The organism is Inquilinus ginsengisoli (assembly GCF_031453975.1).
GTDB lineage: Bacteria > Pseudomonadota > Alphaproteobacteria > DSM-16000 > Inquilinaceae > Inquilinus > Inquilinus ginsengisoli_A.
Map to the genome: position 1 here is coordinate 14,205 of NZ_JAVDPW010000019.1, position 13,875 is coordinate 28,079.

Genomic DNA, 13,875 nt, shown 5'->3' on the forward strand with positions numbered 1-13,875 from the left:
AACCAGAAACATCGAGGGAGGAACCAGTGATGAAACGCACGACCGATCTCTTTGACGCCCATGTCGCCGGCCGCTTGTCGCGGCGGGAATTGATGACCGGTGCCGCCAAGCTGGGCCTTGGCGCCACCGCGGCCGGCTTCATGCTGAACCAGGCCGGCACCCGGGCGCTGGCCGCCGGCGGGCCAGACTTCAAGAAGTTCTCGGGCAAGAAGATCAGCCTGCTCCTGAACAAGCATCCCTACACGGATGCGATGATCGCCAACCTCGACAACTTCAAGGCCCTGACCGGGCTGGACGTCAGCTACGACGTGTTCCCGGAGGACGTCTATTTCGACAAGGTCACCGCCACCCTGTCGAGCAAGTCGCCGCAATACGACGTGTTCATGACCGGCGCCTACCAGACTTGGCAGTACGGCCCGGCCGGCTGGCTGGCCGACATGAACCAGTACATCAAGAACCCGGAGCTGACAGCCCCCGCCTACAATTGGGACGACGTGCTTCCCGGCCTGCGCGCCTCCACCGCCTGGTCGGGCGTGCCGGGCCAGCCGCTGGGCGGCGACGGCGCCAAGCAATGGGCGGTGCCCTGGGGCTTCGAGCTGAACAGCGTCGCCTACAACAAGCGGATCTTCGACGCCGCCGGCATGAAGCCGCCGAAGGATCTGCCGGAGATGGTCGACCAGGCCGGCAAGCTGAGCGGGCTGAACCAGGGCTTCTATGGCGTCGGCGTCCGCGGCAGCCGCAGCTGGGCGACGATCCACCCCGGCTACCTCTCCGGCCTGACCAACTATGGCGGCAAGGATTTCGACACCACCGGCGGCAAGCTGAAGGCGGCGATGAACAGCGCCGAGGCCAAGGAGTTCACCAAGCTGTGGATCGAGATGATCCAGAAGGGCGGGCCGAAGAACTGGACCACCTACACCTGGTACGAGGTCGGCAACGACCTCGGCGCCGGCGCCTCGGCCATGATCTTCGACGCCGACATCCTGGGCTATTTCCAGAACAAGGGGACGAAGGAGGCCGGCAACATCGCCTACCACCCCTTCACCGCCAAGCCCGGCGCCGCGGCCCCGACGCCGAATGTCTGGATCTGGTCGCTGGCGATGAGCGCGTTCTCCCAAGCGCCCGACGCGGGCTGGTACTTCGTGCAATGGGCCAGCGGCACCGAGCACACGACCTTCGGCGCCACCAAGGCCGACCTGGTCAACCCCGTCCGCCAGTCGGTCTGGGACAATGCCGACTTCCACAAGCGGCTGGAGGGCTATTCCGGCTATCTCGACCAGTACAAGGCCTCGGCCGCCGGGTCGAAGATCTACTTCACGCCGCAGCCGCTGTTCTTCAACCTGACCACGGAATGGGCGGCCAGCCTGCAGAAGATGTACGCCAAGGAGATTCCGGTCGATGAGGGGCTGGACCAGCTGGCCGAGTTCATCGACCAGCAGCTGAAGGATGCCGGCCTGGCCGACTGACGCCCCTCCCTCCCCGCGGATCCGGCCCCCAGCGGATCCGCGCTGGAGACCCCGCCCCCGTCCGACCGCATTCCCCGGACGGGGGCGGGGTTTCCGCGAAGGCTCCGAGAAAGGATCCCGATCGTGGCCACGATCGCCGCCGACACTGCGACCCGACCCCGCCGACGCGCCGGCCCCGGCCTGCTGCCCTATCTGCTGAGCCTGCCGGCGCTGCTGGTGACGATCGGGATCCTGATCCCGTTCGGTACTGCGGTGTACTATTCGCTGCAGCGCTACAACCTGGCCTTCCCGGCCGGGCGCAAGATGATCTGGCTCGACAACTTCATCGCCCTGTTCGGCGACGGACGGTTCTGGGGCACCATCCAGGCGTCGCTGACCTACACCGTGCTGACCGTGGGCGTGCAGCTGCTGCTGGGCCTCGGCATCGCGCTGCTGCTGGTGCGGCGCAGCCTGATCAACAACCTGATGAGCGTGCTGCTGATCCTGCCGCTGATGGTGGCGCCGGCGATCGCCAGCCTGATGTGGAAGCTGATGACCAACCCGAATTTCGGGATCCTCAGCTATTTCGTGAACAGCCTCGGCTTCACCGATTTCCGTTGGGCGTCAGACCCGGCCAGCGCGATGTTCACCGTGGTGCTGGTCGACACCTGGGTCTACACGCCCTTCATCGCCATCCTGCTGCTGGCCGGCCTGCGCGCCCTGCCGCGCCAGCCCTTCGAGGCGGCGGAGCTGGACGGCGTGCCGCGCAGCTTCGTGTTCTTCCGCATCACCCTGCCGATGCTGCTGCCCTACATCCTGACCGCCAGCCTGTTCCGCATGCTGGACAGCATCCAGCAGTTCGACATCGTCTACGCCATGACCCAGGGCGGCCCGGGCGACCGGCTGATGCTGTTCCAGATCCGCGCCTATCTCGAGGCCTTCACCTTCACCAATATCGGCCGGTCGGCCGCGATCCTGATGGTGCTGTGGGCGATCACCTTCGCGCTCAGCAACGTCTTCATCAAGCAATGGCTCCGGCTGCGCGCCCGCGCGCATGGCCGGGCCTGACGGGAGGATGCGATGAGTTTCGGCCGGATCCTCCGCGGCATCCTCCTGACCCTGGTGGGGCTGTTCTTCCTGTTCCCGCTGGTCTGGGTCGGGCTGATGTCGTTCATGACCAATGCCGACATCCTGCGCAGCCCGCCCAGCATCATCTTCAGCCCGACGCTGGAGAACTACGCGGCGCTGGTCGCCGGCGAGCTGTCGACCAATGTCGGGGCGCTGAAGATCGACTACATGCAGAACCTGCTGAACAGCCTGATCCTCAGCGCCGGCTCGGTCGTGCTGTCGCTGCTGCTCGGCGTGCCGGCGGCCTATGCCTTCGCCCGGTTCAAGTTCCGGCTGGGCGAGAACATGGCCTTCACCATGCTGTCCTTCCGCTTCGCACCGCCGCTGCTGGTGCTGCTGCCGCTGCAGCTGTATTTCCAGGACCTCGGCCTCAGCGACACCTATATCGGGCTGATCTGGGTGTACCAGCTGATCACCCTGCCGCTGATCCTGTGGATCGTGCGCGGCTATTTCGAGGACATCAGCGAGGATATCGAGAACGCCTACCGGCTGGACGGCCATTCCTGGCTGCGCACCTTCCTGAAGATCGCGGTGCCGCTGGCCCGGCCCGGCATCGCCGCCGCCGGCCTGCTGGCCTTCATCTTCGCCTGGAACAACTTCATCTTCGCGCTGATCCTGGGGTCGAGCTCGATCCAGCCGGTCACGGTCGGGGCGCTGGCCTTCATCACCGCGTCGGGCATCAATTACGGCCAGATCGCCGCGGCGCTGGTGCTGTCGATCCTGCCGACCCTGGCCCTGGCGCTCTACGCCCAGCGCTATCTGGTCGAGGGCCTCAGCCTCGGCGCCGTGAAGGGGTGACGGATATGGCGTTCCTGGACATCGCCGGCATCGCCAAGAGCTTCGGCAAGAGCCGTATCCTCGACGGCCTCGACCTCTCGGTCGGGAAGGGCGAATTCACCGTCGTGTTCGGCCCGTCCGGCGCCGGCAAGACCGTGCTGCTGCGGCTGATTGCCGGCATCCTGCAGCCGGAGGCGGGCGACATCCGCATCGGCGGCACCTCGATCCTGAGCCAGGGGCCGGAGGCGCGGGATGTCGGCATGGCGTTCCAGAACTTCGCGCTGTACCCGCACATGCCGGCCTTCGAGAACATCGCCAGCCCGCTGCGGGCGCGGCGGACGACGGAGCCGGAGATCCGGCGCCGCGTCCACGAGGTTGCCGAGCTGCTGCGCATCGACCATGTGCTGGACCATCTGCCCAAGCAGCTGTCGAACGGGCAGAAGCAGCGCACCGCCTTGGCCCGCAGCCTGGTGTGTTCGCCCTCGGTCATCCTGCTCGACGACCCGCTGCGCAATGTCGACGCCAAGATCCGCTACGAGATGCGGCAGGAGTTGCCGCGCCTGCTGCGCGCGGTCGGCGCCACCGTCCTCTACGTCACCCAGGACTACAAGGAGGCGATGGCGCTGGGCGACCGGGTCGGCGTGCTGCTGGACGGCCGCTTCCGCCAGATCGACACCCCCGCCGGCATCTATGGCGCGCCCGACGACACCCGCATCGCCCGGCTGTTCGGCGACCCGCCGATCAACCTGATCGAGACGGCGGCACGGGATGGCCGCATCACCATCGCCGGCACCGCCTTCCCGGCCCCGGCCGCGGCACCCGCCGGAAAGCCCTATCTGGTCGGGCTGCGGCCGGAGGATGTCGAGGTCCGATTCGAACCGGCGGAGGATGCGGTGCCGGTCGACCTGGAGGCGGTGACGCCCCTGAACGTCCGCACCGTGATGCTGCTGCGCGCCGCCGACGGCACCGAGATCCTGGCCAGCCGGCCGGAGGACCAGGGCGACGACCCGGGCCGCGGCCGGCGCCGCGCCTGGGCCCGGCTGGATCTGGGCCGCGCCCTGTATTTCGACCGCGACACCGGCGCCCGCCTGCCGGCCGCGACGGCCTGAGGAGCAGAGATGGCCACCCTGACGCTCGACGCCGTCTCCAAGATCTACGGCCCCCGCCTGTCCCACCCGGTCCGTGCGGTCGACACCGTGTCGCTGGCGCTGCGCGACGGCGAGCTGGTCGGGCTGCTCGGCTCCTCCGGCTGCGGCAAGACCTCGACCCTGCGCATGATCGCGGGCTTCGAGAGCGTGTCGGAGGGCACCATCCGGATCGGCGACCGCATCATCAACACGCTGCGCCCGGCCGAACGCAACGTCGCCATGGCGTTCGAGGGTTATGCCCTGTACCCGCCGCTGACGGTGCGCGACAACATCGCCTTCAGCCTGCTGCGCGACCGCATCCCGAAGGCCGAGGTTCAGCAGCGGGTGGCCCATGTCGCGGCGCTGCTGGAGATCGGCGACATCCTGGACCGCTATCCCCAGGCGATCTCCGGCGGCCAGCAGCAGCGCGTCAGCCTGGCCCGCGCCCTGGTGCGGCGGGCCCAGCTGTCCCTGCTGGACGAGCCGATGTCCCAGCTGGAACCGCAGCTGCGCGCCGTGCTACGGGCGCGGATCAAGGACTATCTGATCGAGCACAGGATGACGACCGTCTTCGTGACCCATGACCAGACCGAGGCGCTGGCGCTGGCCGACCGGATCGCGGTGATGGAGGGCGGGCGGCTGCAGCAATTCGCCTCGCCCACCGACCTGAAGCGGCGCCCGGCCAACTTCTTCGTCGCCTCCTTCATCGGCGAGCCGCCGATGAACCTGTTCCCGGCAAAAATGGTGCGGGAGAATGGCGGCCTGGCCGTCGAGGTCCTGGGCGAGGACGGCACGCCGGGCTTCCGCCTGCCCTGGCCGCATGCCGGGCGCGACCTGGCCGAGGGCCGCACCGTCCATCTCGGCATCCGTGCCCATGAGATCCGGCTCGGTGCGCCACGGCCGGGCGAGACCGCGCTGGACGGCGTGGTCGTGGCCAACCAGTGGCTGGGCGACCAGAGCCACATCGCCCTGGCGGTGGCCGGGGTGCGGCTGACCATCGTCACCGACCGGGCGCTGGCCGCCCCTGTGGACACAAGACTGGCCTTGGCCCTGCCGGAGACCGCCCTGCACCTGTTCGACGGCGACAGCGGCCTGGCCATCGCCCATGGCGGCCGGCCGGCGGTGGCGGCAGCGGCATGAGCGGTGCGATGACCAAGGACGTCCTGATCGGCCTCGATTCCGGGACCTCGGTGGTCAAGGCGGTGGCCTTCGACCTCGATGGCACCCAGATCGAGCATGTGATGCGGCCGAACGCGACCATCCCGGTCGACGGCAGCGGCCGCGAGCAGGAATTCGGCCGCACCTGGGACGACGCCGCAGCGGTGCTGCGCGAGATGGCGGCGAAGCTGGGCGCGCGCGGCCTGCGCGTCGCCGGCGTCGCCGTCACCGGCCAGGGCGACGGCACCTGGCTGATCGACCGCGACGGCGAGCCGATCGGCCGCGGCATGCTGTGGCATGACGGACGGTCCGGCCCGATCGTGGCGGAGCTGCACCGCAACGGCACGGCCAAGGCGGTGCAGCGCATCACCGGCACCATGCTGAACATGTCGCACCAGACCGGCCAGCTGCTGTGGCTGAAGCGGCACCGGCCGGAGGCGCTGGCGCGCGCTGCCACCGCGTTCCATTGCAAGGACTGGCTGTATTTCCGCCTGACCGGCGAGCGGGCGACCGACATCGCCGAGGGCACCTTCACCTTCGGCGACTACCGCACCCGGCGCTACGACCCCGACGTGCTGGAGCTGTTCGGCCTGCAGGACGAGGCCCGGCTGCTGCCGCCGATGGTGGATGGCGTGAAGGAGCATTCAGCCCTGACCCCTGCGGCCGCGGCGGCCACCGGCCTGCCCGCCGGTACGCCCGTGGTGTTGTGCCCGGTCGACCTGCTGTGCGCCGCGCTGGGCGCCGGGCTGTACGACCCCGAGGGCCGCGCCGGCTTCACCGTGCTGGGGTCGACCGGCGCGCATATGCGGCTGGTGTTCGGGGCCGACCGGGTGACGCTGGGCGAGGAGGTCGGCTACACCATGCCGTTCATCGTCCCCGGCAGCTATGTCTCCATGGTCTCGAACATGGCGGCGACGCTGAACATCGACTGGCTGTGCGGCGTGATCGAGGAGGTGGCCGAGGCCGCCGGGGCAACGCTGCCGTCGCGTTCGGCCCTGATCGGCCTGCTGGACGGCAAGGCCGCGGCGGCAGCGCCGGGGCGCCTGCTGTACCACCCCTTCATCGCCGAGGCGGGGGAGCGCGGGCCCTTCGTCGACAGCGCCGCCCGCGCCGCGATCATCGGCCTGTCCGGCACCGCCGGGGTCGGCGACCTGATGCGGGCGATCTATGAGAGCCTGGGCTTCGCCACCCGCGACTGCTACGAGGCGATCGGCGGCACCCCGGCCGAGATCCGCATGGCCGGCGGCGCCGCCCGCAGCGCCACCTGCCGCGGCATCGTCGCCGCTGCCGCCGATGCGCCGATCCGCCTGGTGAAGCGCGAGGAGGTCGGAGCCGCAGGGGCTGCCATGGTGGCGGCGCTGTCCCTGGGCATCCTGCCCGACATCGACGCCGCCTGCGCCCGCTGGGTGTCGCCGCTGCTGGCCGAGGCCGAGCCGCCCGACCCGGCGCTGGTCGCGCGCTATGACCGCCTGTTCCCCCAGTACCGCGCCAGCTATCGCAGCCTGCGCCCGGTGTGGCATGCCCTGGAAGACCTGAGGACCGAAGGATGACCCGACGCCGCGTTGCCGTGATCGGCGACCGCTTCATGCTGCCCCGCCTGTTCGTGGAGGCGCTGGAGGCCATCCCGGCCGAGCTCGACATCCGGACGCTGGAGCAGCCCTGGCCGGACGAGCCCATGGTGCACGGCTATGCCGGCACCGGCCTGGATGGGCTGAAGGAGTTCATGGGCGACCCGGACGAGATCGTCGGTTTCATCGGCGATGCCGAGATTCTGGTCACCCATCTGGCGCCGATCTCGGCCGGCATGCTGGACCAGTTGACGGACTTGAAGCTGGTCGGCGTCAGCCGCGGCGGGCCGGTCAACATCGACATGAAGGCGGCCAGGGCGCGCGGCGTGAAGGTGGTGAACGCCCCCGGCCGCAACGCCAGTGCGGTGGCCGAATTCACCATCGGCGCCATCCTGGCCGAGACCCGGATGATCACCCGCGGCCACACCGCCCTGTCGCAGGGCAACTGGCGCGGCGACCTGTACCGGGCCGACATCACCGGCCGCGAGCTGTCGGAGATGACGGTCGGCGTGATCGGCTACGGCCATGTCGGCACCAAGGTGGTGCGCCTCTTGAAGGCCTTCGGCTGCCGCATCCTGGTCACCGACCCCTATGTCCAGCTCGACCCCGCCGACAGCGCCGACGGCGTGCAGCAGGTGGCGCTGGAGACCCTGCTGGCCGAAAGCGACGTGGTCACGCTGCACCCCCGTGTCACCGCCGAGACCACCGGCATGATCGGCGCCGAGGCCTTCGCGGCAATGAAGGACGGCGCCATCTTCGTCAACACCGCCCGCGGCCCGCTGGTCGATTACGACGCCCTGTACGACGCCCTGGTCTCCGGCAAGCTGCGCGGCGCCATGCTGGAGACCTTCGCGGTCGAGCCGCCGCCGAAGGACTGGCCGCTCTTGAAGCTGCCCAACGTCACCCTGACCCCGCACATCGCCGGCGCCTCGGTGAAGACCGTCACCCATGCCGCCGGGCAGATCGCCGAGGATGTCAGGCGCTATCTCGCCGGCGAACCCCTGCTCCGCCTCTGCTGACCTTTTTCCAGGAACCGCATCCATGTCCAAAGAACTCAAGCTGCGCACCCAGATTGTCGAAGCCTGCCGGCAGATGAACGCCAACGGGCTGAACCAGGGCACCTCCGGCAACATCAGCGCCCGCTGGGGCGACGGCATCCTGGTGACCCCGACCGGCGTGCCCTATGACGAGATGACGCCGGACGACATCATCGCCATGAAGCTGGACGGCAGCTGGAAGCATGGCGACCACCGCCCGTCCTCGGAATGGCGTTTCCACCTCGACATCCACCGCAGCAAGCCGGAGGTGAATGCCATCGTCCACTGCCACCCGATGTATTCGACCATCCTGGCGATCCGCAATGTCGGGATCCCGGCGCTGCACTACATGATCGCGGCCGCCGGCGGCCCTTCCATCCCCTGCGCACCCTATGCCACCTACGGCACGCCGGAGCTGTCGGAGCATGCGATCGCCGCGTTGAAGGACCGCACCGCCTGCCTGCTGGCCAATCACGGCATGATCGCCACCGGCTCGGCCCTGGGCAAGGCGATGTGGCTGGCGGTCGAGGTCGAGACCCTGGCCAAGCAGTATGTCTATGCCCTGATGCTGGGTGGCCCGGTGTGCCTGCCGGATGAGGAAATCGACCGGGTGATCGAGAAGTTTAGGGATTACGGCCCGCGCCCGAAGCAGGCGGCCTGAGCGGCGATGGCGTCTGGGGCGGAGCAGGAGAACGGGGCCGTCGTCGACCTGCTGGTGGTCGGCGGCGGCGTCAACGGTGCCGGCATCGCCCGCGATGCGGTGGGGCGCGGCCTGTCGGTGCTGCTGTGCGAGAAGGGCGACCTGGCCGAAGGCACGTCGAGCCGCAGCGGCAAGCTGGTGCATGGCGGCTTGCGCTATCTCGAATATTACGAGTTCCGCCTGGTGCGCGAGGCGCTGATCGAGCGCGAGGTGCTGCTGGCCGCCGCGCCGCATATCATCTGGCCGATGCGCTTCGTGCTGCCGCATGACCGCGGCCTGCGTCCCGCCTGGCTGCTGCGGCTGGGGCTGTTCCTGTACGACCATCTCGGCGGCCGCAAGCGGCTGCCGCCCAGCCGCGGCCTGAACTTGCGCCGCGACCCGGAGGGGCGGCCGCTGCAGGACCGCTTCTCCAGGGGCTTCGAATATTCCGACTGCTGGGTCGACGATGCCCGGCTGGTGGTGCTGAACGCGCTGGGCGCGGCCGAGCGCGGCGCCCGGATCCTGACCCGCACCGAATGCGTGTCGCTGCGCCGGCAGGGCGGGCTGTGGCACGCCGTGCTGCGCGGGGCGGACGGCGCCGAACGGCGGGTCACCGCCCGCGCCGTGGCCAACGCCGCCGGTCCCTGGGTCGACCGGGTGCTGACCGGCACGGCCGGGCTGACCTCCAGCAAGAAGATCCGGCTGGTGCGCGGCAGCCACATCGTGGTGCCGAAATTCTATGACGGGCCGCAGGCCTATCTCGTGCAGAACACCGACAAGCGGGTGATCTTCATCAACCCCTATGAAGGCGGGCACCTGCTGATCGGCACCACCGACATCCCGCAATCCGGCGACCCCGACCGGGTGGCGGTGGACCCGCAGGAGATCGCCTATCTCTGCGGCGTGGTGAACCGCGCGTTCCAGCGCCAGATCGGCCCCGCCGACGTGGTGCATGCCTTCGCCGGCGTGCGGCCGCTGTTCGACGACGATGCCGCCAACCCGTCGGCCGTCACCCGCGACTATGTCTTCGATGTCGATGCCGAGGGCGGCGAGGCGCCGATCCTGTCGGTGTTCGGCGGCAAGATCACCACCTTCCGCAAGCTGGCCGAGCACGCGCTGGACCGGCTGCGCCCATTCTTCCCGGCGATGGGCCCGGCCTGGACCGCGACGGCCGCCCTGCCCGGCGGCGACATGCCGGATTTCGACCGTTGGCTGGCCGGGTTCCGCCAGCGCCATCCGTGGCTGCCGGAGGATCTGGCGCTGCATTACGGCCGGCTGTACGGCACCCGGGCCGATGCATTGCTGGACGGGGCCGGCGCGGTCGCTGATCTCGGCCGGCATTTCGGCGGCACGCTGTATGAGCGCGAGGCCGTTTGGCTGCGGGCTCAGGAATGGGCTGAGGGGGCGGAGGACATCCTGTGGCGGCGCACCAAACACGGGCTGCATCTGTCGCCGGACGAGACCGCGGCGTTCACCGAGTGGCTGGAGGCAGCCCCGGCCGCCCGGGCGGTGGGGCAGTGATCAGCCATTCCCCCCATCCAGCAGGCCCCCGCCCATGACCCTCGACCCCGAATTCCGCGCGCTGCGGACCCTCTCCGCCAAACTCGGCCGCGATCCGGACCGGGTGCAGGCCGCCGGCGGCAACACCTCGCTCAAGCGCGACGGGGTGATGTGGATTAAGGCCTCCGGCACCTGGCTGGCCGCGGCCGAGGATGAGGACATCCTGGTGCCGGTGCGGCTGGACCCGCTGCTGCAGGCGATGCGCGACGGCGACCCCGGCGCCGAGACGGCGCGGGATTTCGTGCTGGCGGAACACAACCCGCGCGGGCTGCGACCGTCGATCGAGACCACAGTGCATGCGGTGCTGCCCTTCGCCGTGGTGCTGCATGTCCATTGCGTGTCGACCATCGCCCTGGCCCTGCGCGCCGACGCCGAACTGCGGCTGGCCGAGCGGCTGGACGGCATCGACTGGGCCTTCGTGCCCTACTGCAAGCCGGGCCTGACCCTGTCGCACGCCATCGCGGCGCAGCTGCGGCCCGGCACCAATGTCGTGGTGCTGGGCAATCACGGGCTGGTGGTGGCGGCGGACGACGTGGCCGCCGCCGGCGCGCTGCTGGACCGGGTCTGCGCCGCCCTCGCCCTACCCCGCCGCTCCGCGCCTCCGCCGCAGCTGGCGGCGCTGAGCAGCTTCATCCAGGGCACCGCCTACCGCCTGCCGCAGGACCCGGTCGCGCACGATGCCGCGACCGACCGGGACAGCCTGGCCCTGGCGACGGCCGGCGCCTTCTATCCCGACCATGTCATCTTCCTCGGCGCCGCCATCGCGGTCGCCGAGACGCCGGCCGCGCTGGCGGCGCTGGACCGGCGCGACCGCCCCCCGGCGATCGTGGCGGTGCCCGGCCGCGGCGTGCTGCTGCACCAGGGCGTGCTGCGCGGGGCGGATGAGATGGCGCGCTGCCTGGCCGATGTCGCCGGACGGGTGCCGGCGAATGCCCCCACCCTTCCCTTCTCCCCCGCCCAGGTCGATGAGTTGACCAACTGGGATGCGGAGAAGTATCGACAGTCGTTGAGCCGGCGGGAGACGTGACCATGGCGGAGACGGCACGCGCGATCGGTATCGATGTCGGCACCTCCGGCGTGCGGGCGGTGGCGGTGGATGCCGCGGGGCGCCCCGTCGGCCGCGGCAGCATGTCGACCGACAGCCCCGGCCTGGACCCGCGCGACCCGGAGCTGTGGTGGCTGGCCACGGTGGCGGCGCTGCGCCGGCTGGCGGCCGAGGCCGACCTGTCCGCGGTCGCGGCCGTGGCGGTCGACGGCACCTCCGGCACCGTGCTGGTCACCGACGCGGCGGGACGGCCGGTCGGGCCGGCGCTGATGTACAATGATTCCTGCCCGGACGAGGCGGTGCTGGCCGCGATCGACGCCGTGGCCCCCGCCGGCAGCGCCGCCCGCGGCCGCAGCTCCGCCCTCGCCCGCGCGCTGGTGCTGCTGCGCCGGCCCGGCGCAATGCGGGTGCTGCACCAGGCCGACTGGATCGCCGGCCGCCTGTCCGGCCGCTTCGACGCCACCGACGAGAACAACGCGCTGAAGACCGGCTATGACCCGGTGGCGCGGCGCTGGCCGGACTGGATCTTCGGCCTCGGTGTCGCCCCCGGCGCGCTGCCAAGGGCGGTGGCGCCCGGCACCCCGACCGGCCGGGTCGGCGACGCCGCCATCGGCCTGGGCCTGCCTGCGGAGGCACTGGTCTGCGCCGGGACCACCGATGGCTGCGCCTCGTTCCTCGCCACCGGCGCCGATGCCGTCGGCGATGCGGTCACGGCGCTGGGGTCGACCCTGGTGATCAAATTATTGTCCGATCGATCGGTGAATTCTCTGGACCACGGCGTCTACAGCCACCGCATGGGCGACCGCTGGCTGGTCGGCGGCGCCTCCAACAGCGGCGGGGCGGTGATCGCCCAGCTGTTCGGGCGCGACCGGCTGCCGGAGCTGACCGCGGCGCTGCGGCCGGACCGGCCGACCGGCCTGTCCTACTACCCTCTGCCCAAGCCGGGTGAGCGCTTCCCGGTGGCCGACCCAAACCTGCCGCCGGTGCTGGAACCTAGACCGGCCGACGATGCCGTGTTCTTCCAGGGCGTGCTGGAGGGCATCGCCGCGATCGAGGCCCGCGCCTACCGCCTGCTGGTCGAACTGGGCGCCCCCGCCATGGCCTCGCTGCGCAGCGTCGGCGGCGGCGCCGCCAATGCCGGCTGGACCGAGATCCGCCGCCGGCAGCTGGGCGTGCCGTTCCTGCCGGCGCTGTCGGAGGACGCGGCCGAAGGCACCGCCCGGCTGGCCCTGGCCGGCGGAGCACAGTGATGGCCGGCTTCGACGCCATCGAGCGGGCGGACGGGATCGGCGGGCTGATCGACCGGTTCACCACCTTCTTCGTCGACCAGTACGGCGTGCTGCATGACGGCCGCCACCCCTATCCCGGGGCGATCGAGGCGCTGCGGCGGCTGAAGGATGCCGGACGGCACGTCGTGCTGCTGTCCAATTCCGGCCGGTCCGCGGCCTACAACGCGCGGCGGATGGAGACCCTGGGCTTCGCCCGCGACAGCTACGACCATTTCGTCACCTCGGGCGACGTGGCCCTGGCCCTGCTGCGCGGCGGCGGGCTGCCGGTCTCCCCGGACACCGGGGCCCGCTGCCTGGTGATCTCCAGCGGCGAGGATCGCGGCTTCGCCGAGACGCTGGGCTTCGCCGAGGCCGAGACCGGCGACGCCGCCGACCTGGTGGTGATCGCCGGCAGCCAGGGGCATCTTGTCCCATTGGAGCGCTATCGCGCGCTGCTGGCTCCTGCGGCTGCCCGCGGCGTGCCGGCGCTGTGCACCAACCCGGACAAGATCATGCTGACGGCCCAGGGCCCCGCCTTCGGCGCCGGCCGCATCGCCGAGATGTACGAATCCCTCGGCGGCACCGTCACCTGGGTGGGCAAGCCGCACCCGCTGATGTACCGGCACGCCGCCGCCACGGCCGGGGTGGACCGCCCCGAGGATGTGCTGTGCGTCGGCGACAGCGTCGAGCATGACGTCGCCGGTGCCCGCGGCTTCGGTGCTGCCGCCGCCCTGGTCCGCACCGGCATCCATGCCGGGGCCGGCGACGCGGAGATGGCGAAGGAGTTCGCCACAGTCGGCTGCGCCCCGGACATCCTGCTGCCATCTTTCCGCTGGTAATCTGCGCGGCACGGCGGCGGTGCTGCGGTGGCTCGCCCACGGCGAGTCGAGCAAGGGCATCACCCGCCAGCTGACGCTGTCGGTCTACACCGTCAACGAATACGTCGCCTCGGCGATGCGCAAGCTGGACGCGTCCAGCCGTATCGAGGCCGTGGCCACCGCCCAGGCGCTCGGGCTTCTCAACCTCTGACCATCCCGCGGAGCCGCCCGGCATCGGCGGGGCTTCCTGCTGCCATCTCTCCGA

The 13,875-nt window shown here is 70.5% G+C and carries 13 protein-coding genes; all 13 read left to right on the plus strand.

Going from position 1 to position 13,875, the window contains the following annotated elements; genetic code table 11:
- Positions 1-29: 29 nt before the first annotated feature.
- The 13 genes from E9232_RS34415 (at position 30) to E9232_RS34475 (ending at position 13,821) form a co-directional block, all read left to right on the plus strand.
- Positions 30-1,466, plus strand: coding sequence for an extracellular solute-binding protein (locus tag E9232_RS34415; protein ID WP_309801861.1), 1,437 nt, complete (start codon positions 30-32; stop codon positions 1,464-1,466).
- 123 nt (positions 1,467-1,589) lie between these two features.
- The gene (locus E9232_RS34420; protein ID WP_309801862.1) at positions 1,590-2,513 is read left to right on the plus strand and encodes a carbohydrate ABC transporter permease; all 924 of its coding nucleotides are present in this window, start codon (positions 1,590-1,592) and stop codon (positions 2,511-2,513) included.
- A gap of 12 nt (positions 2,514-2,525) precedes the next feature.
- Complete coding sequence (locus E9232_RS34425; RefSeq protein ID WP_309801864.1) at positions 2,526-3,371, plus strand: carbohydrate ABC transporter permease; 846 nt, start codon at positions 2,526-2,528, stop codon at positions 3,369-3,371.
- 5 nt (positions 3,372-3,376) lie between these two features.
- Entirely contained in the window at positions 3,377-4,459 is a 1,083-nt protein-coding gene (locus E9232_RS34430; protein WP_309801865.1) for an ABC transporter ATP-binding protein, read from the plus strand.
- 9 nt (positions 4,460-4,468) lie between these two features.
- Complete coding sequence (locus E9232_RS34435; RefSeq protein WP_309801866.1) at positions 4,469-5,617, plus strand: ABC transporter ATP-binding protein; 1,149 nt, start codon at positions 4,469-4,471, stop codon at positions 5,615-5,617.
- 8 nt (positions 5,618-5,625) lie between these two features.
- Positions 5,626-7,185, plus strand: coding sequence for an FGGY family carbohydrate kinase (locus E9232_RS34440; protein ID WP_309801868.1), 1,560 nt, complete (start codon positions 5,626-5,628; stop codon positions 7,183-7,185).
- Entirely contained in the window at positions 7,182-8,222 is a 1,041-nt protein-coding gene (locus E9232_RS34445; RefSeq protein ID WP_309801869.1) for a 2-hydroxyacid dehydrogenase, read from the plus strand. Before E9232_RS34440 ends, E9232_RS34445 begins: the two co-directional genes overlap by 4 nt.
- A 22-nt stretch (positions 8,223-8,244) precedes the next feature.
- A complete protein-coding gene (locus tag E9232_RS34450) occupies positions 8,245-8,901 on the plus strand; it encodes a class II aldolase/adducin family protein (protein WP_309801873.1) in 657 nt (218 codons plus the stop codon).
- 6 nt (positions 8,902-8,907) lie between these two features.
- Complete coding sequence (locus E9232_RS34455) at positions 8,908-10,440, plus strand: glycerol-3-phosphate dehydrogenase (protein WP_309801874.1); 1,533 nt, start codon at positions 8,908-8,910, stop codon at positions 10,438-10,440.
- A 34-nt stretch (positions 10,441-10,474) separates the two neighbouring features.
- Entirely contained in the window at positions 10,475-11,506 is a 1,032-nt protein-coding gene (locus tag E9232_RS34460; protein ID WP_309801876.1) for a class II aldolase/adducin family protein, read from the plus strand.
- Between the two features lie 2 nt (positions 11,507-11,508).
- Positions 11,509-12,774 (plus strand): FGGY-family carbohydrate kinase, encoded by a 1,266-nt coding sequence (locus tag E9232_RS34465; protein ID WP_309801878.1) that lies wholly within the window; start codon positions 11,509-11,511, stop codon positions 12,772-12,774.
- A complete protein-coding gene (locus E9232_RS34470; protein WP_309801879.1) occupies positions 12,774-13,631 on the plus strand; it encodes a TIGR01459 family HAD-type hydrolase in 858 nt (285 codons plus the stop codon). The genes E9232_RS34465 and E9232_RS34470 overlap by 1 nt, the downstream gene beginning before the upstream one ends.
- A 19-nt stretch (positions 13,632-13,650) precedes the next feature.
- A complete protein-coding gene (locus E9232_RS34475; RefSeq protein ID WP_309801881.1) occupies positions 13,651-13,821 on the plus strand; it encodes a response regulator transcription factor in 171 nt (56 codons plus the stop codon).
- The last annotated feature ends 54 nt before the right edge of the window (positions 13,822-13,875 follow it).

Bases quoted from the DNA above. Each gene is read 5' to 3' on its own strand.
- E9232_RS34465 (WP_309801878.1), top strand. From the start codon at position 11,509: ATGGCGGAGACGGCACGCGCGATCGGTATCGATGTCGGCACCTCCGGC.
- E9232_RS34425 (WP_309801864.1), top strand. From the start codon at position 2,526: ATGAGTTTCGGCCGGATCCTCCGCGGCATCCTCCTGACCCTGGTGGGG.
- E9232_RS34450 (WP_309801873.1), top strand. From the start codon at position 8,245: ATGTCCAAAGAACTCAAGCTGCGCACCCAGATTGTCGAAGCCTGCCGG.
- E9232_RS34460 (WP_309801876.1), top strand. From the start codon at position 10,475: ATGACCCTCGACCCCGAATTCCGCGCGCTGCGGACCCTCTCCGCCAAA.
- E9232_RS34455 (WP_309801874.1), top strand. From the start codon at position 8,908: ATGGCGTCTGGGGCGGAGCAGGAGAACGGGGCCGTCGTCGACCTGCTG.
- E9232_RS34470 (WP_309801879.1), top strand. From the start codon at position 12,774: ATGGCCGGCTTCGACGCCATCGAGCGGGCGGACGGGATCGGCGGGCTG.
- E9232_RS34445 (WP_309801869.1), top strand. From the start codon at position 7,182: ATGACCCGACGCCGCGTTGCCGTGATCGGCGACCGCTTCATGCTGCCC.
- E9232_RS34415 (WP_309801861.1), top strand. From the start codon at position 30: ATGAAACGCACGACCGATCTCTTTGACGCCCATGTCGCCGGCCGCTTG.
- E9232_RS34440 (WP_309801868.1), top strand. From the start codon at position 5,626: ATGACCAAGGACGTCCTGATCGGCCTCGATTCCGGGACCTCGGTGGTC.
- E9232_RS34435 (WP_309801866.1), top strand. From the start codon at position 4,469: ATGGCCACCCTGACGCTCGACGCCGTCTCCAAGATCTACGGCCCCCGC.
- E9232_RS34430 (WP_309801865.1), top strand. From the start codon at position 3,377: ATGGCGTTCCTGGACATCGCCGGCATCGCCAAGAGCTTCGGCAAGAGC.